At 36.6% G+C, this 25,361-nt stretch carries 20 protein-coding genes; all 20 read left to right on the top strand.

Annotation, left to right across the window (positions count from 1 at the left end; translation table 11 throughout):
- Window positions 1–86 precede the first annotated feature (86 nt).
- Entirely contained in the window at window positions 87–644 is a 558-nt protein-coding gene (locus MKY94_RS12810; RefSeq protein ID WP_191696808.1) for an integrase, read from the top strand.
- Between the two features lie 243 nt (window positions 645–887).
- Window positions 888–1,121 carry a hypothetical protein gene (locus MKY94_RS12805; RefSeq protein ID WP_151109265.1) on the top strand — a complete coding sequence of 78 codons (234 nt, stop codon included), beginning with the start codon at window positions 888–890 and terminating at the stop codon, window positions 1,119–1,121.
- Between the two features lie 605 nt (window positions 1,122–1,726).
- Window positions 1,727–2,719 (top strand): DUF3196 family protein, encoded by a 993-nt coding sequence (locus MKY94_RS12800; protein ID WP_151109267.1) that lies wholly within the window; start codon window positions 1,727–1,729, stop codon window positions 2,717–2,719.
- 362 nt (window positions 2,720–3,081) lie between these two features.
- Window positions 3,082–4,611, top strand: a complete 1,530-nt coding sequence (locus MKY94_RS12795; RefSeq protein ID WP_340844563.1) for a family 10 glycosylhydrolase — start codon at window positions 3,082–3,084, stop codon at window positions 4,609–4,611.
- Between the two features lie 374 nt (window positions 4,612–4,985).
- Window positions 4,986–6,578: a beta-N-acetylhexosaminidase gene (nagZ, locus tag MKY94_RS12790; protein ID WP_151109270.1), complete on the top strand. Its 1,593-nt coding sequence runs from the start codon at window positions 4,986–4,988 to the stop codon at window positions 6,576–6,578.
- Between the two features lie 99 nt (window positions 6,579–6,677).
- A complete protein-coding gene (locus tag MKY94_RS12785; protein ID WP_151109272.1) occupies window positions 6,678–8,279 on the top strand; it encodes an extracellular solute-binding protein in 1,602 nt (533 codons plus the stop codon).
- 166 nt (window positions 8,280–8,445) lie between these two features.
- Window positions 8,446–9,324, top strand: a complete 879-nt coding sequence (locus MKY94_RS12780) for an ABC transporter permease subunit (RefSeq protein ID WP_144537129.1) — start codon at window positions 8,446–8,448, stop codon at window positions 9,322–9,324.
- 12 nt (window positions 9,325–9,336) lie between these two features.
- A complete protein-coding gene (locus MKY94_RS12775; protein WP_144535639.1) occupies window positions 9,337–10,227 on the top strand; it encodes a carbohydrate ABC transporter permease in 891 nt (296 codons plus the stop codon).
- Window positions 10,228–10,282: 55 nt separating this feature from the next.
- Entirely contained in the window at window positions 10,283–10,900 is a 618-nt protein-coding gene (locus MKY94_RS12770; protein ID WP_151109274.1) for a YesL family protein, read from the top strand.
- Between the two features lie 16 nt (window positions 10,901–10,916).
- Window positions 10,917–12,065 carry a DUF1343 domain-containing protein gene (locus MKY94_RS12765; protein ID WP_191696810.1) on the top strand — a complete coding sequence of 383 codons (1,149 nt, stop codon included), beginning with the start codon at window positions 10,917–10,919 and terminating at the stop codon, window positions 12,063–12,065.
- Window positions 12,066–12,075: 10 nt separating this feature from the next.
- Window positions 12,076–12,996, top strand: coding sequence for an N-acetylmuramic acid 6-phosphate etherase (gene murQ, locus MKY94_RS12760; protein ID WP_151113626.1), 921 nt, complete (start codon window positions 12,076–12,078; stop codon window positions 12,994–12,996).
- 11 nt (window positions 12,997–13,007) lie between these two features.
- Window positions 13,008–14,834 (top strand): metallophosphoesterase, encoded by a 1,827-nt coding sequence (locus MKY94_RS12755; RefSeq protein ID WP_151109276.1) that lies wholly within the window; start codon window positions 13,008–13,010, stop codon window positions 14,832–14,834.
- Window positions 14,835–14,911: 77 nt separating this feature from the next.
- Window positions 14,912–15,778 (top strand): MurR/RpiR family transcriptional regulator, encoded by an 867-nt coding sequence (locus MKY94_RS12750; RefSeq protein WP_222123055.1) that lies wholly within the window; start codon window positions 14,912–14,914, stop codon window positions 15,776–15,778.
- Window positions 15,779–15,842: 64 nt separating this feature from the next.
- A complete protein-coding gene (locus MKY94_RS12745; protein ID WP_151109278.1) occupies window positions 15,843–16,811 on the top strand; it encodes a BadF/BadG/BcrA/BcrD ATPase family protein in 969 nt (322 codons plus the stop codon).
- A 17-nt stretch (window positions 16,812–16,828) separates the two neighbouring features.
- Window positions 16,829–17,776: a GNAT family N-acetyltransferase gene (locus MKY94_RS12740; RefSeq protein WP_191696812.1), complete on the top strand. Its 948-nt coding sequence runs from the start codon at window positions 16,829–16,831 to the stop codon at window positions 17,774–17,776.
- A 44-nt stretch (window positions 17,777–17,820) separates the two neighbouring features.
- Window positions 17,821–18,990, top strand: a complete 1,170-nt coding sequence (locus MKY94_RS12735) for an anhydro-N-acetylmuramic acid kinase (RefSeq protein ID WP_342577144.1) — start codon at window positions 17,821–17,823, stop codon at window positions 18,988–18,990.
- Window positions 18,991–19,285: 295 nt separating this feature from the next.
- Complete coding sequence (tig, locus tag MKY94_RS12730; protein ID WP_144535649.1) at window positions 19,286–20,566, top strand: trigger factor; 1,281 nt, start codon at window positions 19,286–19,288, stop codon at window positions 20,564–20,566.
- 314 nt (window positions 20,567–20,880) lie between these two features.
- A complete protein-coding gene (gene clpX, locus MKY94_RS12725; RefSeq protein ID WP_144535651.1) occupies window positions 20,881–22,152 on the top strand; it encodes an ATP-dependent protease ATP-binding subunit ClpX in 1,272 nt (423 codons plus the stop codon).
- Window positions 22,153–22,290: 138 nt separating this feature from the next.
- On the top strand, window positions 22,291–24,627 hold the full coding sequence (lon, locus tag MKY94_RS12720; RefSeq protein ID WP_186318091.1) for an endopeptidase La: 2,337 nt from the start codon (window positions 22,291–22,293) through the stop codon (window positions 24,625–24,627).
- Window positions 24,628–25,209, top strand: coding sequence for a ribosome biogenesis GTP-binding protein YihA/YsxC (gene yihA, locus MKY94_RS12715; protein ID WP_144535655.1), 582 nt, complete (start codon window positions 24,628–24,630; stop codon window positions 25,207–25,209).
- Window positions 25,210–25,361 lie beyond the last annotated feature (152 nt).

Genomic DNA, 25,361 nt, shown 5'->3' with positions numbered 1-25,361 from the left:
TGTAAAAATGCATTTATCATTATATAGTATAAGTCGTTGGTCAACTTGTCCTTGGAAAAATTCAAGTAAGGGGAAAAGATAACTAAATGAACGATTTTCAAATAAACTATGGAATTGAAGAACTGATCAAATCTACTGTAAAAGCGGTAGATATGGAGATAGAAATTAGAAAAGATAATTCTGGAATTAATATGAGCTACAACTTTATAGGAAACTATATTGGAGTAGATATGAATAGGCTACTTATAGCCAAAAGTGAAATGCCGGCATTAATTTCTTTGGAATTATATGTGAAAATATTGACGATTCATGAATTAGGTCATGCTATTGATCGCAATGCATTAATGAGTACTTTAGACCGTACAATTGAAATATATAACATAAAGCAAACTCATACTCTAAAAGAGCTCTATAATGATGTAAATCTATTAGAGATACTTCTGGAAGAACATGAAATGAATCTCTCATTTGAGCAAACTGCTTGGTCGAATGCGGAGAAACTCAATCAAATATACAATATAGTAGAACCTATGTATTTTGAAAAAGTAAAGAAACATAGCTTGTCTACCTATACAGATTCATACCAAGCAGATCAATCCCTGTATAACCTTCTTATAGAAGAAACAAGTGAACAAATTGCATAATTATTGATGGCCATCTGTATAGTAGTTTAGCAGATGGCTTTTATTAGTATAAGAAACTGATTAGTTTCATAATAGTACATAGTTTATTTTAAATCGTCCTATCTTGCGTGCTGGTAGGTCCAAAAGGAAAACAATTATATTTTATTTCTCCCAAATTATACATTACTCAAAAAAGGTCAGGTTTCACACTGGTATTAAAGGGAATATATATAATAAATCCATATAGAAAAGAGGGAGATTTAAATGGACAAACAAGTGAAGAAAGACATGAGACAGCCGAATAGCTTTCAGGAGCAGGATCCAAGTAACTCAAACTCAGATAAACAAAGCGAAGATAAAGATATGAGACAACCAAATAGCTTTCAAGAGCAGGGTCCAAGTAACTCAAACTCAGCTGGACAAAGCGAAGATAAAGATATGAGACAACCGAATAGCTTTCAGGAGCAGGATCCAAGTAACTCAAACACAGATAAATAAAGCGAAGATATGGATATGAGGCAGCCGAATAGCTTTCAAGAGAACAGGATTTAAATCATACAATTCCTGAAAAATCTCTTCCTAAAGATAGCAAATAAAAAAAATCTCGATGAATGATACAATTAGCAGACAAAAAGACAGCAAAACAAATTAGATTTTAAAGGATATTCCATAAAAAAAATTAGGAATATCCTTTTTAATTTAGTTAATTTCATCACTAGCACTTTACCAGTAAAACACGAACTTTTGTCCATGGATGATTGGAGCGGCAGGCGGCGACTCCAGTGGGGTGAGTGAGAAAGATAAGGTATCACAAACGTGCGCGTAGAGGGCGGTGGTGGCTTATCACTCACGCCATGGAAAGCGTCCGCCTAAAGTGCAAATCAATAACATTTTACTCGTTGAAAGCATTTAGATTTCATTATTCTCTTCTCAATTGTTCGTGTTTCTATATAATAATAGGAATTATGAAATTAACGCAATTATGCATAGAAGATTGAATGTAATTACTGATTTTACAAATAATTCATCTTGTAATTAGAACATAAGTAAGAGTTAGTATAAAATAAAACATATACATAGAATACAAAAGGCGGCTGAACATAGTGAAAAAGAAAAAACATAACCTCCAGACAAATGAGAATCTGATCGTGTTTCCGGGAATGGTGGAAACCTTAATAAGTGACGGCCTTGCATTTGCTGAAGAGAATAATTATATGAAAGCAGCAGCTTGCTTCGATGAGGCTAAGAAATATGTAGAGCTGGACGACATAATTTTAAGTGTATATGTACTTACCTTGCTAGAAACTAGAAGAGCAATTGAAGCGAAGGAAATATGCGAAGGTTTGTTAGAAGAGAAATCTCCCGTATTTGAACAAATTGTTGAACTCTATTTGACAATCCTGTTAGATTTGAAGGAGTACGGAGAGTTAAATAGAGTGATAAACAGAATATTAAAGGAATATAATTTTTCAGAGGAACGGAAGATAAATTTTCATCAGCTGAGAGATTTAAGCAATAGACTTTCAAACGAAACGAATATTTTAGAAGAGGAGGATGAAGCTCCTCTTGACCCTATCGAAAAGGACAAACTTGAGTTAAAGTCATTCACACAGTTAAGTTTCACGGAACAAGAACAGATTTTGCAACAAGCTTTTTACAAAAATATTTTACAAGCAATTCCTGAGATTAAAGCTATTACAGAATGTACAGACATATCTCCAACAGTCCAAACCTTAGCTCTATTGCTATTAGGTAGTGCAGGTGTGACGGAAGAAGTTTCTATTAGCAAGTTTGGTTTATCACAAAAGGTTATTCCTTCTTCACCACCTCCACATACTGGTGTTGATCGAATGGAAGAGATAAACCAGCATATCCAAGAATATCTTCAAAAAGACCCTACTAAGCTAATGCTTACGACTGAACTTGTTCATCGTCATGCATATGCTTTATTTCCATTTGATTGGCAAGGCTATAAAGATGAAGAGATTGCTACGGCTTACATTCAGTTTGTACAAATAATGTTTGGGGAAGAAAATCTGAACACTAATCCATTATTGGATTTTATACAGACAGTAGAAAGTTCGATTGAAAAATAAATTCTTTTTCAAATCCTTTTTTTAGTTATTCAAAATATCTTTTCATAAGAATAGGAAAACTCATTAGTTATTACTGGAATTCAGTAGTAATTAATGAGTTTTTTTTGAAAGAATTTGAAATTACATTTTATTAAGGACAAAAATTACATTGACTTTTATTACCGATTAAAATAACATACAAATTATTGCTAATATTTAATAAAATGCAATAATTTTACATATTTAAATTTAGTTTTATGGCAATTTTCTTCTGGTTTCAAACTATTAACTTAGTATTATATAAAGTTTAGCTCAAAGGGAGGTCTTAAATCATAGGTTAAGTTAAAAAAAGAAAAAAGGAAGTATAAAAAAGGAGGAAAAGAATGAATAAGGGGTATATTAAAACCTTTTTTGCTGTGTTGCTTATGTTCACCCTAGTCTTTACAAGTATAGAAACAGGAAGTGCGGTGGGAACAATTTCTCCTAAAGTGGAAATGAGGGCTTCTTGGATATCTACCGTCGCAAATATTGATTTGAAGCCAGGGATGGATGAAGCTGCTTATACATCATGGGCTCGCTCTACAATAAAAGAGTTGGAGCGAAAAAATTTTAATACAATTGTTTTTCAGGTAAAGCCGACAGCAGATGCTCTATATCCATCTGAGCTGGCGCCTTGGTCTCGTTATATAACTGGGTCTAAACAAGGGACAAACCCTGGCTATGATCCTCTGCAAATAATGCTAGATACAGCACATGAACATGGTATGGAATTACATGCTTGGATTAATCCTTATCGCGTTACAATGGCAAATCAAAAACTAGACGAATTAGCATCAAATAACATTGCTTCTCTTCATCCTGAATGGGTGGTGAAAAATGGAACTCAATATTATTTGGATCCGGGCATTCCAGGTGTTCAAAGCTACTTAATAGACGCTGTAAAAGAACTAGTTACTAAATACGATGTAGACGCTGTTCACATGGATGATTATTTCTATCCAGGCGTAAATTTTGATGATGCAGCAACTTATTTACAATATGGCGGTAATTTTGATGATATTGGCGACTGGAGACGTAATAATGTAAACGAGCTTGTTCAGAATATCAATATTAACATCAAAAATATTAAGCCGTGGGTACAGTTTGGTATTTCTCCATCAGGAATTTGGAGAAATAGCAAGGATGATCCGGAAGGTAGCGATACCAATGGGTCTGCTCACTATGATTCACTTTTTGCTGATAGTAGAGAGTGGATACAATCAGGATATATCGATTATATTACCCCACAGGTATACTGGTCTCGACAGTTAGCTATAGCGAATTATTCTGTACTTTTGGATTGGTGGAGCAGCCAGACAGAGGGCTATCCAATCAACCTTTACATTGGAATGGCAGATTATAAGGTAAATGCTAATTTTGATACTGCATGGAATAATCCATATGAATTGCCAGAGCAGATTTTGGACAACCGAGCAAACGGAAAGACGAAAGGCCAGATGCATTTTACTCTCAGAGATATTCTGGCAAACAAGATTGGATACGCTGATATAGTTGAAAATGAAATTTATCAAACGAAGTCCTTGACCCCTTCTACGGCGTGGAATGGTCCCGCAGAGCCTAAAAAACCTATATTAGTAACTGCCAAAAAACAAGGAAAATCTATACAAGTTACGATAGACAACAAAAAACGTATTGATGCTAGAAAATATGTGATCTATCGCTTTGAAGGTAATAAAGCAGGTGATTATAGTAATCCAAAGAATATAGTTGGTGTTGTATATGACAAAAATGGTTTTGCAACATTCACCGATCAAAAGATAGATACGAATAAGCAATACACTTATGGCGTAACAACTATTTCATACACCGGTGTTGAAAGTAAAAATGCCGAAGAAACAAAGATTAAAAAGTAAGCGATTAAACAAAAACCTAAAGCCTTGAAAAAGGACTTTAGGTTTTTGTTGTTTAACGAGCTAAAAGTCATTCTAATTTAGTGAAAGTGGATTAACAATAAAATATAGGAGTTAGTACTTGAAACAGACTCCTATGGTAATTGGAGTGGGTGGAGGCTTATTGGTCCTTTCTCGCACTAGCGTTCACCTAAAGAGTAATCAATCTTGTTTTATTTGAAATATTAAAACGAAAAAAATATATAAATTCAAAAATTATGTTTCATTTTAAAAATAAATATGTTATGTTATTAAATATTCAGATTTTATCGATAAAATGATATTTCATTAGATTATGAACAATTAAATTTCTTTATTATGAAAAAGAAGGTGTTTATTTGGGGAAAAGTGATATATCTACTCAGGTCGGGCAATTAATGATCGTCGGATTTAAAGGTAAGACAGTACCAGAAAGTATTATTCAACTTATACATGAGAATCGTATTGGTGGAATTATATTGTTTAGTCACAATATTGGTTCACCTAATGAACTTTTAGATTTAACCTCTACTCTTCAACTAGAGGCAAAAAAAGCAGGATACCTATATCCTCTTCTTATATGCTTGGATCAAGAGAATGGGGTAGTTCGTCGGTTGGGAAATGGTACTACAGCATTTCCGGGGGCCATGGCTATTGGGGCTACAAGAAATATTGAAAACGCTTTCAACGTTAGCTTTGCAACAGGACAAGAACTGAAGGAATTAGGGGTAAATTGGAATTTAGCGCCTGTATTAGACGTTAATAATAATCCAGATAATCCTGTTATTGGAGTTCGCTCTTTTGGTGAGGATCCTCGCTTAGTTGCTGAATTTGGGAAAAAATCGATGAAAGGATTGCAAAGAGCGGGAATAATAACGACTCTTAAGCATTTCCCTGGACATGGAGATTCGAATGTTGATTCTCATCTAGCGCTACCTGTTATCAGTCATAACAGAAAAAGGTTAAATGAAGTAGAACTAGTACCATTTATAGAATGTATTAACGAAGGAGCAGATACTATTATGTCTGCCCATGTCTATTTTCCGGCAATAGAAGATAGAGAGAATGTTCCTGCTACCTTATCCAAAAAAGTTATTAATGGTTTGCTGAGAGAGGAACTAGGATTTGATGGGGTGGTAACAACAGATTGTATGGAAATGAAGGCTATTTCAGAAACTATCGGGACTGAAAAAGGTGCCGTGGAGGCTCTTAACGCAGGTGTAGACTTGGTAATGGTCTCTCATACACTTGATGTCCAGATAAGTACGATAAAAGAAATAAAAAGAGCGTTAGCTGAAGGTGTGTTGAAAGAAGAAACTATTAAAGCTTCCCTTGACCGACTCAATAAGCTTAAGGAAAAGTATTTGTCATGGGAAACTACTCCCTTCCATGCTACATTTGCGACTTTAGGGAGCGAAAAACATAGACAGCTAGCCGAGAAAGTATTTCAAGAGAGCGTTACGATTGTAAAAAATGAAAGCTTATTACCTTTGAAAACGAATCAAAAGATATTAGTTATTAATCCTGTAAATCATTATATATACGGGGTAGAGGATACGAAAGAAATAAAAGCAACACTTAGTGATGCGATGAAGGAAATTAGTGATCATGTAGAGGGTTATGATATTTCTGAGACATTTAATATAACAGAAATGAAATTGCTCATTGAAAGGGCAAAGAAATTTGAAGTGATAGTTATTGGCACATTATCAGTTTCATCTAAGAGTTACGAAATAGATTTATATGAAAAGCTTTTAAAATTAGGCATACCAGTGGTAGGGGTAGCAATGAGAAATCCTTATGATCTTAGGTACTTTCCAAAAGTAGCAGCATACTTAGCAACCTATGAATTTACTTATCTCGCTTTGAGAACCGCTGCTAAAGCAATATTTGGAAAATCCTTGGTTAGTGGAGACCTTCCAGTTACCTTAACGGTAAATGGGACTCTTTAAGGGGGTGAGGGATACATAGTGTAAGGAGGGAAGAGTGTTTACAAAATAGTTGGTCATGTAGTAACAAAACTATTTCAAAAAAACTAGGGGGTATCACAAATGAGAGGTAAGAAAATAGTATCGTTAGCTCTAATCGCAGCTTTAGCCTTAGCAGCTTGTTCGGATGATGAAGCGAAAGGTAAAGTTGAACCAGACAGTAAAAACTTTAACAAAACAGGAATGCCAATAGTCAACGAAACTATTAAACTGGATATTTTTGCTGGTAAGTCAGCGACTACAGCTGATGATTGGAATGACGTTTTAATATTGAATGAATATGAAAAAATGACAAATATGGACATAACATGGCAACAAGTCCCTGCTGATGGGTTAGAAGAAAAGCGTAATCTCGCCTTAGCAAGTGGAACATTGCCAGATGTTTTTTATGCAGCGACGATACCCGTAGGGGATTTACAAAAATACGGTCAGCAAGGAACGTTTATCCCATTAAATGATTTAATCGAGGAGTATGCACCAAACCTAAACAAGGTATTGGAAGCCAATCCTGAAATTAAAAAAGGACTTACTTTCCCAGACGGTAAAATCTATTCCTTCCCTACTATTTATTCTCCTGAGTTTACATCTCTATTAATAGGAGCTAAACCATGGATAAAAAAAGATTGGCTTGATCAATTAGGGATGAAAAATCCTGAAACGACAGATGAACTATATGCTTATTTGAAAGCTGTAAAAGAAACAGATTTAAATGGAAATGGTAAAAACGATGAGATTCCTTTAAGTAGTGTCTCTATGACCCGTATCCTACATTGGATTTCAGGGGCGTTCGGAATACAAAACAAAGGACAACTTCATACATTGGTAGATACAGACTCAGCTGGTGAACTACGTTTCTTCTCTACTGCTCCAGAATATAAAGAAATGTTAGAGTATATGCATAAATTGTACTCAGAAGGTTTGATTGATCAAGGCATCTATTCCATTGACGTACCTAAATATTTGGCTGGTGCAGCAGAGGAATTATACGGAGCTACTCAATTCTATAATCCTGTAGAATTGTTTGGTGAGGAAATTGGTAAGGACTACGTGGTAGGTAACGCATTGGTTGGACCAGATGGAGAAAAGCTATATACAGGAGTTACGTCGCCACTAAGAGACTTAGGGAACTTTGCTATTACGAGTGAGAACAAGTATCCTGCTGAAACGGTTAGATGGTTAGATCATTTCTATAGCGATGAAGGAGCATTGATGTTCTTTATGGGTATCGAAGGAGAGACCTATGAAGAGACTGCAGATGGACCGAAGCTATTAGAAAAAATTACAAACAGTAAAGATGGCTTAACGATGACACAGGAGCTTGCAAAATATTTAATCAATCCAGGTGGAAATCACCCTGTAATGATTACAGATGACTATTTCACTGGTTCTGAAAATGCACCAGGAGATATCGAGGCTACTAAAGAGCTTGAGCCATATCTAATTGATGAAGTTTGGCCTAATTTTACTTACACAGCTGAAGAAAACGATCAAGTAAATGTCCTGAAAGCTGATATCAATAAATATGTACAGGAAATGCAGGCAAAATTCATTACTGGTGAAACTTCTCTAGATGAGTGGGATTCTTATGTGAAAACTATTGAAAAAATGGGACTAAAGGAATTCATGGAGATTCAACAAAAAGCATATGAAAGATACAAAAAGTAATAAGAATATGCAGCCTTCTAAAGTTGTCGAGGAATGTTTTTCCTCGGCAATTCTAGAACAACGGAGTGGAGAAGGGGGTAAATAAATGCAATTAAATGAAACAAAATTACAGGAGCATGTGGTGATTCCAAAAGTTAGCCGTTTTGCTAAATTCAAAAGAAATTTTATGAAAAGCTGGCAACTCTATGTTTTCTTACTTCCTGCCCTTTTATATTTTTTAATCTTTCATTATGTTCCGATGTATGGATTGCAAATAGCCTTTAAAAATTTTATGGCCAATCAAGGGATTTGGGGAAGTCCATGGGTTGGATTTGATCACTTTACAAGATTCTTTAATTCGTACTATTTTTGGAGATTAATCAAAAATACTATATTACTTAGCTTATATCAATTGCTACTTTTTCCTTTGCCAATTATTTTAGCTCTTTCGTTAAATGAACTAAAAAATGGAGCGTTTAAAAAATGGGCTCAAACACTTACATATGCTCCTCACTTTATATCTGTAGTGGTAGTAGTAGGAATGATCGTTATATTCTTAGACCCAGTAAATGGTTTAGTGAATCAAATAATAACACTATTTGGTGGAGACCAAATTCGTTTTTTAGATGATGCAGGTTGGTTTCGACATATATTTGTTTGGTCAGGAGTATGGCAAACTTTAGGTTGGAGCTCGATAATCTATTTAGCAGCCTTGGCGGGGATTAACCCTGAGCTACATGAGGCAGCGGAAGTCGACGGAGCATCTAAATTTCAACGCATATTACATATCAACTTACCAGGCATTTTCCCAACAATCATTGTATTGCTTATTTTAAATATTGGTAGCTTTATGTCAGTAGGATTTGAAAAAGTCTTACTATTGCAGAATAGCTTAAACTCTGCAACATCAGATGTCATACAGACCTATGTATATCAAGCAGGGTTATTAGAAGGTCAATATAGCTTTGCTGCAGCTATTGGTTTATTTGACTCCTTAATCAATATCGCTTTACTAATTACCTTCAATTATGTTGCAAGAAAAACTAGTAATAATAGCTTATGGTAAGGAGGGGTTCCTATGAATAAATTTAGTTTGTCAGACAAGGGTTTTGATGTGCTAAACAAAATTTTCTTAGCAGTTATTGTAATCCTAATTGTGTATCCACTTGTTTTTGTAATTAGTGCTTCTATAAGCGACCCCTTAGCGGTTAGCTCAGGGAAAATGTGGCTATGGCCGGTAGATATCACGTTCGAAGGATATCGGAAAATATTACAAAATGATTCTATTTGGCTAGGATATAGAAATACAATTTTATACACAGCAGTAGGGACTCTCCTACATTTGTTTGTACTATTACCATGTGCATACGCGCTTTCTCGAAAAGAATTAATGGGAAGCAAATATATTTTATGGTTAGTGCTATTCACTATGATGTTCAGCGGTGGCTTAATCCCGACCTATTTAGTGATTAAAACATTAGGAATGCTAGACACAATGTGGGCATTAGTAATCCCGGGAGTAGTTGGTGCTTGGTCTATTCTAGTTGCTAGAACATTCTTTCAGAGCAGTATACCTGACCAATTAGTAGAGGCTGCAAAAATAGACGGTGCCTCAGATTTTTATATGTTTATCAAGATAGTATTACCACTTTCTATGCCGATTATTGCGGTTATGGCATTATTCCATGCAGTTGGTTTATGGAACCAATATTTTAATGCATTAATATACTTGTCAGACCGTGACAAATACCCACTTCAGCTCATACTGCGGGAAATTTTAGTAGTGAATCAGGCCCAATTAGGGGAAGGTTCAGGAGAGCAAACTGAGTCTCTCATCCAGCAAGTGAGAACAGGCGGATTAATAAAATACGCCGTTATTATTATTTCCTCGTTACCACTTTTAATCGTGTATCCGTTTTTACAAAGATTCTTTGTTCAAGGTGTATTAATCGGTTCTATTAAAGAATAATAGATTGTCTTAACTTAAGTAACTTCAAACCATCCATGAAGGGAGAGAGACTACTATGAATGGTTTTGTAAATGGATACTATCAGTTTTCCTTGTGGGCGATGAGATTAGCTTACGTTAACATATTATGGTTTGTCTTCACATTAGTAGGTTTGTTCTTTTTTGGGCTGATGCCTGCTACAGCTGGCATGTTTGCAGTTGTGAGAAAATGGGTTTCGGGAGATACAGATATTAAAATATTTCAAACCTTCTGGAAATCGTATAGCAAGGAATTTTTTAAAGCAAATTTGCTTGGCTACCTCCTTGCTGGAGTAGGCTATCTCTTATATATTGAGCTCCAAATATTAAGAGCACAGGAAAATATGGTTTATTTTGTTGCAAGCTATGGGGTTATTGCGCTCTATATAGTGTTGTTGATAGTGTTGTTATATTCTTTTCCAATTTTTGTTCATTTTAATGTTAATGCTTTACAAAATATTAAATGGGCATTCGTAATAGGCGTTATTCATCCAGTACTTACAATTGCAATGATTGCTATATTGGGCTTTGTTCACTATGTAGCTTTCATGACCATCCCTGCACTACTTTTTTTCTTTGGAGGAAGTGTTACTGCCTATATCCTCACGTGGGGTGCATCTAAAACCTTTACAAAATATGAGCCCTCAAATGTCTAAATAGTGGAGGAAACAAATGAAGCTAGGATTAGAAGTCTTTTTAGACAGAGAATATAAACGCTTTACTGGAAAAAGTATTGGTCTTGTTACGAATATGACGGGAGTGAATCAAAAGCTTACTCCTACGATTGATTTGTTTTATGAACATCCGGGCATTTCTCTCAAAGCCTTATATGGTCCAGAGCACGGTATACGTGGGGATGCCAAGGAGGGGGAAGAGGTACAGTCTTCGTTCGATCCATATACTAATCTTCCTGTATACAGTCTGTACGGTAAAACCAGAAAGCCGACGAAGGAAATGCTGGAATCTATCGATGTAATAGTTTTTGACTTGCAGGATATTGGTTCGAGGTACTATACATACATTTATACAATGGCCTATGTGATGGAAGCCTGTGCAGAGCAAGGAAAACAATTTGTCGTTTTGGATCGACCAAATCCTATTTCTGGGGAGCGTTTGGAAGGAAATTTAGTAGAAGAAGATGTCCGTTCCTTTGTTGGACTATTACCGATTCCGAACAGACATGGCATGACAGTTGGAGAACTTGCACAGCTGTTTAAATACAAATTTGGCTATGATTGTGAATTAACTGTTGTACCAATGGAGGGCTGGAAGAGATCGATGTACTTCGATGATACACCTTTGTTCTGGGTCCCTCCATCTCCAAATACAACTAACATTGATATGAATATTTTATACGCTGGAACTTGTTTAATAGAAGGTACCAATTTATCTGAAGGCCGTGGAACTACGAGACCATTTGAATGGATTGGCGCTCCTTATGTTGACGGTAATAGTCTTTCAAAAGCTTTTAATGATAGAGGGGTAGAAGGAGTTATAGCAAGGCCAGTTTCTTTTAAGCCGACGTATCAAAAGTATAAGGATGTAATCTGTAGTGGCATACAGTTACATGTAGTAAATCGTAATACATTGAATTCCTGGAAAACTGGGCTATTGCTTTTAGAAACAATAGCGGAAATGTACCCAACTGACTTCTCATTCATAAAAAATGAGCAAAAGAAGTACTTTTTCGATTTATTGGCTGGAACTAAAGGTCTGAGGGACAGAGTGTGGGGAGGAACCACCGAGGTATATATAGAGAACTGTCTAGCTCTTATCGAAGGATTTCAGAAGGAAAAGAAAATATACGACTTATATAACTAGGATGATTAAAATGAAGGATTTGGCTAATTTAACTAAGCTGTCAACAGAACAGAGAAATGATAGGTCGACTAATATTGATAATATGTCTACCAAAGGCATTTTAACCTTGATTAATGATGAGGATTTAAATGTCGCTAAATGTGTTCAGGAAGTCTTGGAGGAAATTGAAAAGGCAGTAGATGTTGTATATGAATCCATGAAGTCTGGTGGAAGATTATTTTATGTTGGTGCAGGAACCAGTGGAAGGCTAGGAATATTAGATGCTGTGGAATGTCCTCCTACCTTTGGAACATCACCAAATTTAGTACAAGCTATTATGGCTGGCGGATTGAACGCTTTTGAAAAAGCTGTAGAGGGCGCTGAGGATAGCCCGGTAATGGGTAAAGAAGATTTAATAGAAAGAAACTTAGCTAGTTGTGATGTAGTAGTGGGAATAGCAGCGAGTGGCAGAACACCATATGTGATAGGAGCATTAGAGTATGCTAGTCAGATTGGAGCACAAACCATCAGTCTAACTGCAAACAAAAATTCCATTATAAGTGAATATGCAGCTATAAAAATTGAAGTAGAAACAGGACCAGAGGTAATTACTGGCTCTACTAGAATGAAGGCAGCAACTGCTCATAAGTTAATCCTAAATATGATCTCCTCTACCGTAATGATCAAGCTAGGAAAGGTTTATGAAAATTTAATGGTGGACGTTTCAGTTAGTAATGAAAAGCTAGAAGAGCGAGCGAAGGGAATCATCCAAACTATTACTCAACAGTCTTATGAAGAGACAGAGAAATATTTAGGACTAACAAATAAGGAAGTAAAACCTGCGATAGTAATGATGAAAGCGAATGTAGATTATAAAGCGGCTAAGGATTATATTGAACAAGCAAATGGATTTGTTCGAAAGGCAATTGAATTGGCCGGAACGAAATCATAAGAGGAGGGAGCATGATGAAGGAACTAAAGAAGCTAATCTTGGATGATTTTGACTGTGCCAAACTTAGTGACTATGACACTAACCGTTCTTTTGTCTCCTCCTATGATTTATCTCTAAGTAAGGATTACGTAAAACATGGTAATCATAGTTTGCAAATTAACTTTAACTTCGGAGGCTGGGTTACAGGGAATGGAGCCATGTATATTAAGTTTAAGAAGGAATTACTGACAGAGCAGAGACCTAAAAAGATAGCTATGTGGGTACATAGTGATGGGAAAACACCATGGCTCCGAGCAACTATTATAGATGGGGACAATGAGCGAAAAGTAGTAAACCTAACAGACGGTAACATTAGCTGGAGAGGTTGGAAGTACTTAGACGCAGAGATAGAGCAAAACTGGAAGCTTCCATTAAGGTTGGAGCAAATATATGCGGTAGAAACAAATATGATTTACCAAAAAGACTCCAGTATTAATGGAAAGTTCTATTTAGATCAAATTCTTTTTGTGTATGTGGATGATCAGGATCTTTCTGGACCCGTATTTAGTGACATATTACCTGAAAAAGAAAAGGTCTATTCAAATTCGTTTGTTTTTTCTGCCGTAGTGAGTGATTTTATGTCAGGAGTAGACCTGAATTCTATTATAATGAAGGTAAACAATGAATTAGTTATTCATTCCATTCAAAAGAACAAGATTTCTTATCTTTTACAAGATCTTCCTGAAGGGAACTATACTATAAGTGTTCATGCAAAGGATCTGGCAGGTAATTGGTCAGTACCACATCTAGAGAAAACTTATAGAGTAGATTTAAGTCAAGATCTTGAAAAACCTATATTATCAAATGTAACGCCAACCAATTCAGCCGTGGTGTACACAGCCACACCCCGGATAAATTTTCGACTGTTAGATGATCAAAGTGGGATTGAAGGAAAAGAAATTATCATCACTATTAACAATAGACAGCAACAAGTTATATATGATGAAGAAACTGGCTGGGGTTACGCAATTGCTAACGTTAGATTAGAAGATGGGAACCATCATTTCTCAATTTATGCAAGGGATCGAGCTGGGAATGAAATGGACCTCTTTCAGCAAGAGTTTTTTATCCAAACTCTCAATTCACCAAAGGTTGAAGACTGCTATTCAATAGCAATTATTCCCGATACACATTCACTTGAATACGGGAAGGCTGCGCTAGGACATTCTATGGAAGCCTCCTCGGACTTTGTGATACATATGGGTGACTTTGTAGATCAAGGAACAGAAGAGGAATACATACTTTTTAAAGAGTTTCTGCTGGCTAACGCAAAGAAGCCGATATTGACTCTAGCAGGCAATCATGAGGCGTTTCAAGGCAATTTAAAACTATATCGGAACTTCATGGGTTCCCCAGCCTATCATTTCAATTATGGGAATGTACTATTTATTATATTAAACAGTGCGATAGAGCAAAGTATTACACAATCTGATTCGTCCCAGTTTACTTATTTAAAGGAAGTTTTAGCATCTAACAATGAAAAGCGAATTGTCATTCTTACACATGTTCCAACTAAGGATCGATTTGGAACTGCCCATGAAATGGATAGGAAAGATACAAAGAAATTAGAAGAAATTCTAATTGAATATAAGAGACAAGTGCCCTCAAGTGACATTGTAGTTTTGTTTGGACATTTACATACGCTTGATCAGTGGGAGTATGGAGGAGTTCGTTTTATTATTACAGGTAATTCTGCGCCAAAAGGATATGTAAGTAAAAACCAAGGAAATACAATCGGTTATGGGTTGCTTCATATTAGAGCGGAAGGTTTATGTTATGAATACAAACCATATTCTTGAAGTCCTTCATCAGTAAGAAAGATGCTGTAGTGCCTTAGCTAAAAAGCCATATTTTATAAAGAAATGAGTTGATTATTATGTCATCTGCCAACGGTGGACTAGTTATGCTAAACGAAATGGTGAACACATTGCCGCCCTCTGAAAGAAAAATTGCAAAGTACATATTAAATCATCCTCAAGAGGCAATTTCTTTAACGGCAATCGAATTAGGTAAAAGAAGCTCTACAAGTGGAGCCGCAGTCATTAGGCTATGTAAATCATTAGACTTAAAAGGTTTACAAGACCTAAAGCTACGTATTGCAGGAGATTTGCAAAAGACGACAGAGCACGGGTTTAGAGATATTGAGCCCAATGAACCTATTTTATCCATTATTGACAAGATGACAAATAATAGTATCAAAACGATACGTGAAACTGCAGAAATGTTAAATACAGAAGAACTAGAAAAGGCTATTCAACTTCTTAAAGTTGCAAATACAGTGCATTTTGTTGGAGTAGGAGCCTCTAATATAATTGCGCAAGATGCCCAACAAAAGTTTTTGCGGATTAACAAGAATGCTTATGCCTTTCCAGATATTCATTTGGCGATGACCTTAGTAGCAACAGCGGAGGAAGGAGACGTTGTAGTAGCTGTTTCATTTTCTGGAGAAACAGCAGAAGTAGCTAAAGTATTGGAGCTAGCTAAACAAAAAGGCATTTCTATTATTAGTATAACCAAATATGGAAACTCAGTTATTTCTAAGATAGCGGATATAAAGCTTTATACGTCAGCAACAAGAGAGTCAACATTTCGTAGTGGCGCTACTTCCTCTCGAATTGGACAGCTTCAGGTGGTGGATATTCTATTTATGGGAGTTGCATCTCTACAATACGAGGAAACTGTTAAGTATCTTGATGCCACACGAGATGCGGTCAATTTTCTGTCGAAGGATTCCAAAAAATAATTTATTACATAGCTAACTCTCCTAGGAGTTGGCTTGTTTATTGTCAAAAAGGGGTGGAGACAAAATGTATGTAATAGGAATTGATGGTGGAGGAACGAAAACAACCGGAATTATTGCTACATATAAGGGGGAAGTAGTAGCAAAAGCAACAGTTGGTGGAACCAATATAAATAGCACAGGAAAGAAAGCTGTCCAAGCAGAATTAGTAAAGCTTGTAACTAATTTAAAAGAATCTGCACCAGATGATTTCAAACAGGTAAAACGAGTATTTGCTGGCATGGCAGGAGCAGGCAATACCTCCAATCAAGAAGCCTTGAAAATAATGCTCCTTTCCCTCTTTCCATCAGGAGTAAATATTACTATAGATCATGATGCTATTACAGCACTGTACTCCGGAACTATAGGTAGACCTGGAATAGTACAAATTGCAGGGACAGGAGCAATTACATATGGTGTTAACCAAATATTCGAAAGAGCGCGTGTAGGAGGCTGGGGCCACCTATTTGGGGATCAGGGAAGCGGCTATGCAATTGGTAGAGATGCTTTAGAGGAAGCATTTAAAGCAAGAGATGGTATTACTAAACCAACGCTCTTGTGCGAACTCCTTACGAAGCATTTTGGCAAAGATGAATTACCAGATATTATTCCAAATATTTATCAGTCTGAAAACCCTAAAAAGCTAATATCTTCGTTAACCATGTTAGTTATGGAGGCAGTACAGCAAGATGACATAACAGCCAAAAAGATTATACAAAAAAATGGAGCAGAGCTTGGTATAGCAATTTCTACAGTTGTAAGTCAATTATTCACTCAAGGAGACAAGGCCATTTCAGTTGTTTTAGTAGGAGGCTTGTTTAGTAGATATGACATTTTGAAGGAATCCATTGGGCAAACCATTAAAGAAAAAGGTGTCAGGGTGGAAATGATTTTCCCTAAAATATTGCCGGCTGGTGGAGCTGTGGTCGCTGCTCTCTTAGAAGAAAAAGTGGACATCGATGAGTTTTTTTTAGAAACATTTAATAGAACAAACTAAGTAGAAGAGGTGAAATAATGAAACTTATAGCGTGGCATGTGGAAAGGCTAGATGAACTGGTGAATTTATGGAATATAGAGCTAGGTAGTGAGTTTCCTATGCGTAAGGAGCTATTTGAACAAAATAGTTTTCATGATGAAAATGTCTGTCATGAGGCTTCGCGAATTGCTGTCGATGAGCAGGATAGAGTAATCGGATTTATTGTAGGCAAAAGGTGGCAGGAAGAATTGTCAGTCCCGATGAAAGACAAAACGGGATGGATACAAGTAATTCTTGTTCATCATGAATACCGTAACCAGGGGGTCGGATCTGCTCTATTGAGACATGCAGAGGAAGCTCTACACACAGCTGGTATGCATGAGATATTGTTAGGTAAAGATCCGTGGCATTATTTCCCTGGTGTACCTTCTCAAAGTAAGGAGACTTGGTTTGAAAAGAGGGGATATCAAGCATTCGGAAAGGAGTACGACATGCTTTGTAGGTATGAGGATGAGGACACAAAAGTATTGCCTTCCTTCGACAACGTAGAATTCTCTCTATTAAATCTTGAGGATAGAGAGCATTTCCTTGCATTTCTTCATCGTTGTTTCCCAGGTAGATGGGAGTACGAGGCTCTTCATTATTTCCAAAGAGGAGGTACTGGTCGAGAGTTTATCGTTCTCAAAAAAGAAAACAAAATTATTGGTTTTTCAAGAATAAATGATGCTTCTTCACCTATGATTGCACAAAACGTTTATTGGGCTCCTCTATTTAACCGAGAATTAGGAGGAATCGGTCCATTAGGAGTTGATTCTAGGGAACGAGGCAGTGGATATGGCATTGCGATTGTTGAGGCTGCTATAGCTTTTCTACGAAGCAGAAATATTAAAAATATTGTCATAGATTGGACTGGGCTTGTCGATTTTTATCGTAAATTAGATTATGAGGTATGGAAAGGATATACCTCATATCGAAAGCTGCTTTAATATGTTTTGATGGGCACATAAATCTCATATGGGGAGAGAGGCAATTGGAAGGACAAACAAGCTATGTAGTAGGTCTTATGTCGGGAACATCCTTGGATGGAGTAGATGCAGCACTCGTTAAAATATCGGATGCTCAGGACTATTTACAAATAGATCTAGTGAATTATTTGTCTGTCCCATACTCTAGAGAGCTAAAAGAACAGCTTGGAGAGCTTTGTATACCTGAACTGGCTAGGATAGAGAACATTAGTGCAATGAATATGTATTTAGCAGAAGTTTTTTCTGAAGTTACCTTAACTGTTATTCAACAGGCAGGATTAACGCCCAGTGATATATTACTTGTAAGTTCACATGGCCAAACGATCTTCCATCAACCTGATCCTATTAAAATTGAAGGAACGGATATAATATCTACCTTACAAATAGGTGATATAGCAGTCTTGGCCGAGCGTACGGGAATAACTGCAGTTGGGGATTTTAGAACACGTGATATGGCTGTAGGAGGAAGTGGTGCTCCATTGGTACCATACGCAGACCACATGCTTTATGCAAAAGAAAATTATGGAAGAGTCCTCGTTAATATTGGAGGCATATCTAATATAACCGTCTTATCTAAGGGTGCTATAGCAGCAAATGTTATCGCGTATGATACTGGTCCTGGAAATATGATTATTGATGCTTTCGTGTCATGGGCAACTGCAGGTAGGGAATCCTTTGACCGAGATGGAGATATTGCACGTAGGGGTATGGTGGATGAAAGGTGGCTAGATAAGCTACTTGATCACCCTTATTTCGAACAGAATTACCCTAAAAGTACGGGTAGAGAGATGTTCGGAGTGGGTTTTGCTAGGAAACTTTGGCAGGAAGCGGAGAGTTTATATATTAATCAAGTAGATAGAATAGCTACTGTCACCGCGTTAACTGCAAAAACTATAGCTAAAGAAATCTTAACTCATGGAAAAACTGCATATGTAAAAGAAGTTTTAATCAGCGGTGGAGGAAGAAATAATCAAACACTATTTAATAGTATTCAAGAATATCTTCCAAAGGATATCTCTGTAGTTGGAATTGAAGAGTATGGAATGGTTGCCGATGCTAAAGAAGCTGTCATTTTTGCTCTGTTGGGTTACCAATGCTTTAAGAAAAGAACGAACAATCTTCCATCTGTAACTGGTGCTTCAAAAGAAGTTGTGATGGGAAAAATTGCATGGTGAAAAAAGAAAAGAAGCTTTTTTCACGAAATTAGCGAATGATTTTTTCTTTGTTTATAGTTGACATACCTATCCGATTTAAAGGATTATAAAGTATGAAGGAAATAAGATAACCTTTCTTTTTTCGAAAGGTAATCGGACGAACATACTTGTATATCAATAATGTTGAAAGTCTAGTCAATTATGCTATAATATACAGGTTGTCAATATAATTAGTGAAAAACTGTCCTGTTAAGTTTCAAACTTTTAATATACAGGCTACTAAATTATTGTAATTTATTTATTGGAGGTAGAATAAATGTCAGTTAAATGGGAAAAACAAGAAGGAAATAATGGTCTTTTAACAGTTGAAGTTGCTGCTGATGTAGTAAACAACGGTTTAGATCAAGCTTTCAAAAAAGTGGTAAAGCAAATTAATGCACCTGGTTTCCGTAAAGGGAAAATGCCACGTCAAATTTTCGAAAAAATGTACGGAGTTGAATCTTTATTCCAAGATGCATTAGATTTCATTCTTCCACATGCATATGCTTCAGCAGTTGAAGAAGCTGGTATTGACCCAGTTGATCGTCCAGAAATCGACATCGTATCAATGGAAAAAGGTCAACCTTTAGTATTCACTGCTAATGTAGTAGTAAAACCAGAGGTAACACTTGGTGAATACAAAGGACTTGAAGTAACTAAAGTAGATGAAACAGTTACAGACGAAGAAATTGAAGAGCAATTAAAAGCTCAACAAGCTCGTTTAGCTGAATTAGTAGTAAAAGAAGATGCAATCGTTGAAGGCGATACTGCTGTAATCGACTTTGAAGGATTTGTAGACGGAGAAGCGTTTGAAGGTGGAGCTGGTCAAGACTACCCATTAGAAATCGGTTCTAACTCTTTCATCCCTGGCTTTGAAGGTCAACTTGTAGGAGTTAAATCTGGCGATTCAAAAGATGTAGAAGTTACATTCCCAGAAGAGTACCATGCAGCTGAATTAGCAGGGAAAGCAGCAACTTTCAAAGTTACAGTTAAAGAAGTAAAAGGAAAAGAACTTCCTGAGCTTAATGACGACCTAGCTAAAGAAATTGATGCTGAAGTAGAAGGCATTGATGCTTTACGTGCTAAACTTAAAGAAACTACTGCTGAAGAGAAAAAACAAATGTCAGCACAAAACCTACGTGATGATTTAGTAGAAGCTGCTGCAGCAAACGCTACTATCGATATCCCAGAAGCAATGATTGAAACAGAAACTGATCGTATGCTACAAGAATTTGGTCAACGTTTAGAGCAACAAGGCATGAATTTAGATCTTTACTTCCAGTTCTCTGGTCAAGACGAGGCTGCTTTACGCGGACAAATGGCAGAAGATGCTAAAAATCGTGTGAAAGTATCATTAACTCTTGAAGCAATTGCTGAGAAAGAGAATCTTCAAGCGTCTGAAGAAGATATCAACGCTGAATTAGAAAAAATGAGTGCACAATTCAATATGTCAGCTGACGATATTAAACGTGCACTTGGTGGTACAGAAGTTCTTGCAAATGACCTTCGCTTCCAAAAAACTGTGGAATTCTTAGTAGAAAACGCTAAAATTTCATAATTACACATAACGCGTTATAATATATAACAAGGTACAGCATCTGTCTGTGCCTTGTTTTATACATACATATTTTTAAAGGTATGGCGCTGTTACCGTTGTTTGTTTGTTACCCAATGTTATGTGGTATAGTAGTTTAAATTGCATATTGTTCTGCAAGAAATTCAGAGGCTCTTTTTGTAATGGTGCTTTTGTATATACCTAAGTGTTGCAATAAGACGTAACAGCGTCTGATGTAAAAAAAACTTGACCAAACTTATTATTTGATTCCGAACAAAGAATCTTGTAAGATAATGGCTTGAATAGGGGTGAATATTTTGTTCAAATTCAATGATGAAAAAGGGAACTTAAAATGTTCTTTTTGTGGCAAGCCACAGGAACAAGTTCGTAAACTTGTTGCGGGGCCTGGTGTCTACATTTGTGATGAGTGTATTGATTTATGTTCTGAAATAGTAGAAGAAGAACTTGGCACAGAGGAAGAAGTAGAGTTCAAAGAAGTTCCAAAACCAAAAGAAATTTTAGCTATTTTAGATGAATATGTAATTGGCCAAGAGCGAGCAAAAAAATCACTTGCAGTAGCTGTTTATAACCATTACAAACGTATTAACTCTAATAGCGTAATTGATGAAGTAGAATTATCTAAATCAAATATAGTTTTAATCGGACCAACTGGTAGCGGTAAAACATTACTTGCTCAAACTTTAGCTAGAATTCTCAACGTTCCATTTGCTATTGCAGATGCTACTTCTTTAACAGAAGCTGGATACGTAGGGGAAGATGTAGAGAATATCCTTTTAAAGCTTATTCAATCAGCAGACTATGATATTGAAAGAGCAGAAAAAGGCATTATTTATATAGATGAAATAGATAAAGTTGCACGTAAATCTGAAAACCCTTCTATCACTAGAGACGTTTCAGGTGAAGGGGTACAACAAGCCCTTCTTAAAATACTTGAGGGTACTGTAGCTAGTGTTCCACCACAAGGTGGACGTAAGCATCCTCATCAAGAATTTATTCAAATTGATACAACGAACATCTTGTTTATCGTTGGAGGAGCATTCGATGGAATCGAACAGATTATTAAACGCCGTTTAGGTGAAAAAGTAATTGGTTTCGGTGCAGATCCTAACAAAGTTCAAGAAGATGCAAAATCTGTGTTATCTCAGTTAATTCCAGAGGACTTATTGAAATTTGGTCTAATCCCTGAATTCATCGGTCGTTTACCTGTATTAGCAAGTCTAGAGCAGTTGGATGATAAAGCGTTAGTGCAAATCCTTACAGAGCCTAAGAACGCACTAGTTAAGCAATATCAAAAAATGATTGAGTTGGATAATGTGAAGTTAACATTTGAAGATGAAGCTTTAGTGGAAATTGCGAAGGAAGCTATTGAGCGTAAAACTGGTGCTCGTGGATTACGTTCTATCATTGAAAATACAATGCTAGATGTAATGTATGAATTACCATCACGAGAAGATATCGTAGAATGTGTGATTACTAAAGAAACAATTACAGAGCACGCACGTCCTAAACTTTTATTAGAAGATGGTTCTGAACTAAAAGATTTAGATAACGAAAAAACATCGGCTTAATAGCCATTGAAAAAGCTGGCTTCCAAACTACGTGCATAGGCGCGAGCAAGGATGTCAGCTATTTCTCTTTATAAGATGAAAACTACCTCTTTTTATCATGAGGTTTACTGTATTATTAGGATACATAAAGGATACAATATGATGGAGGTGAATTCCAAAGTGGCAGAAAAAACATATTACCCAGTTTTACCCCTTCGTGGTTTATTTATATTTCCTACTATGGTTTTACATATAGATATAGGGCGCGAGCGTTCAATTGATGCTTTAAATACAGCAATGAAACGCGAAGAAAAACTCTTTATTTCCGCACAAAGGGATTTGGGTGTAGAACATCCTAGCCAAGAGGATATATATCCTGTAGGGATTCTTGCGCATATAAAACAGGTTGTGAAGTTACCGAACGGAACGATGAGGGTATTAGTTGAGGGACTTCAGCGTGCAATTTGGGATGAATATAAAGTTACAAACAAAATGGATGAAGTAACCGTGTCAGCATATATCGAGCCAAAAGAAGCTGATCAAGAAGATCAAGCGTTAATGCGTACTTTATTACATAATTTCGAAAAGTATACGAAGGCTTCCAAGCAAGTGTCAGAGGAAACTTACCGTTCTGTAGCAGATATTGAAGAACCAGGTAGATTAGCTGATATGATTGCGGCAGCTTTACCGCTCAAAATATCTGGCAAACAAGAGATTCTAGAAATCATGGATGTTAAAGAGCGCATGGAAACCTTAATCGTGCAGCTTTATAATGAACAAGAAATTTTGAATCTTGAGAAAAAAATAAATAATCGTGTTAAAAATGCTATGGAAAGAACGCAAAAAGAGTTTTATCTTCGTGAGCAAATGAAGGCCATTCAAACCGAGCTCGGAGATAAAGAAGGTAAGACAGGTGAGGTTGCTGAGTTAAAAAGGCGCATCCAAGAAGCTGGTTTACCGGAAACAACCAAAAATAATGTGTTAAAAGAGTTAGATCGTTATGAGAAGCTTCCAACTCAAGCTCCAGAAAGTGGAGTCATTCGCAATTATATTGAATGGATTGTTTCTATCCCTTGGTCTAAGTCTACTGAGGATCAATTAGATATTAAACGTTCTGAACAAATTTTAGATCGTGATCATGATGGACTTGAAACAGTAAAAGAGCGTGTCTTAGAATATTTGGCTGTTCGCCAATTGACTAAATCGCTAAGAGGACCAATCCTTTGCTTGGCTGGACCTCCAGGAGTAGGGAAAACCTCTCTAGCCAAATCTATCGCTGAATCACTAGGACGTAAATTTGTACGAATCTCCCTTGGAGGAGTAAGAGATGAATCTGAAATTCGTGGACACCGCAGAACATATGTAGGTTCCATGCCAGGAAGAATTATTCAAGGGATGAAGAAGGCAGGAACGATTAATCCGCTTATTTTGCTAGATGAAATCGATAAAATGTCTAATGACTTCCGCGGAGATCCTGCCGCAGCCATGCTAGAGGTACTTGACCCTGAACAGAATAATTCCTTTAGTGATCACTATATTGAGGAAACATATGATCTTTCGAATGTACTTTTCATTGCTACTGCTAATGACTTAAGTACAATTCCTGGTCCCTTAAGAGATCGTATGGAAATTATCTCTATTGCTGGTTATACAGAAATAGAAAAGCTTTCTATTGCCAAAAATCACTTGCTGCCAAAGCAGCTTAAAGAACATGGCTTAAAGAAAACTCAGCTACAAGTTAAAGATGATGCCCTAATAGATGTTTTACGTTATTATACTCGTGAAGCTGGAGTCAGAAGCTTAGAGAGAGTACTGGCAAATATTTGTCGTAAGGCTGCTCTTCAAATCGTATCTGGAGACAAAAAACGTGTCACTGTGTCTGCAAAGAATTTGGAAGACATGATTGGTAAACGCAAGTTTCGTTATGGACAAGCTGAGTCAGAAAATCAAGTAGGCGTAGCAACAGGTCTTGCCTATACAACGGTAGGGGGAGATACACTCCAAATAGAGGTGTCTTTATCTGCTGGATCTGGTAAATTACAGCTTACTGGTAAGCTTGGTGATGTTATGAAGGAGTCTGCTCAAACTGCTTTGTCCTATGTACGATCGAAAGCCAATGATTTTGGAATTGATCCAACCTTCCATGAAAACAAGGATATCCATATTCATGTTCCGGAAGGTGCTGTTCCTAAGGATGGCCCATCAGCAGGTATTACTATTGTTACCGCGCTTGTTTCAGCATTATCTAAACGCCCAATTCTTCGGGAAGTTGGTATGACTGGCGAAGTAACTTTAAGAGGACGAGTGCTACCTATTGGTGGTTTAAAAGAAAAAACATTAAGTGCACATCGCGCAGGTCTAACGACAATTATTTGTCCAAAAGACAATGAGCGTGATATTGAAGATATACCAGAAAGTGTTCGCGAAGTATTGACGTTCCATTTTGTTTCCGATGCTGAAGAGGTGCTTCAACTGGCATTAGAGGAGGCAAAATAAATGAAAATTCATAACGTTGAACTATTAATAAGTGCTGTTAGACCAGCTCAATATCCAGAGGGAGATTTACCGGAATTTGCTCTTGCTGGGCGCTCCAATGTAGGGAAGTCTTCCTTTATCAATAAAATGATTGGTCGTAAGAGTATGGCTCGTATTTCTTCTAAGCCAGGGAAAACACAAACGTTAAACTTTTACAAACTGGAAGAGGATTTATTGTTTGTCGATGTACCTGGCTATGGCTATGCAAAAGTATCAAAGTCAGAACGCGCAGCGTGGGGTAAAATGATTGAAACTTATTTTACCTCCCGTGAGGTTCTGAAGGCTGTCTTATTAATTGTTGATTTAAGGCATCCCCCAACAACGGATGATTGTATGATGTATGACTTTTTAAAGCATTACAATATACCTTGTATTGTTATAGCTACAAAAGCTGATAAGATTCCTAAAGGTAAATGGGATAAGCATAAGAAGATTGTCAAAGAAGAGCTGCAAATGGACAAAAATGATCCTCTAGTAATCTTCTCTTCTGAAACAGGTTTAGGCTTCGATGCAGCTTGGGCAGAAATCGAAAGCAGAATGTAATATTTTACTATCTTCCATCAGAAAGAGCTAATAAAAACGGTGGAAGTTAATGTTACAGTTTTAAGATTAAAAAAGGTTGATTAGGGAATACCATCCTTAGTTAATCTTTTTTTATGTGAATAGTTAATCTTTAATAATTTTGGACAGAATGT

The sequence above is a fragment of the Psychrobacillus sp. FSL K6-2843 genome, assembly GCF_038626375.1.
GTDB lineage: Bacteria > Bacillota > Bacilli > Bacillales_A > Planococcaceae > Psychrobacillus > Psychrobacillus faecigallinarum.
This window is presented reverse-complemented; position numbering and strand designations above follow the sequence as displayed.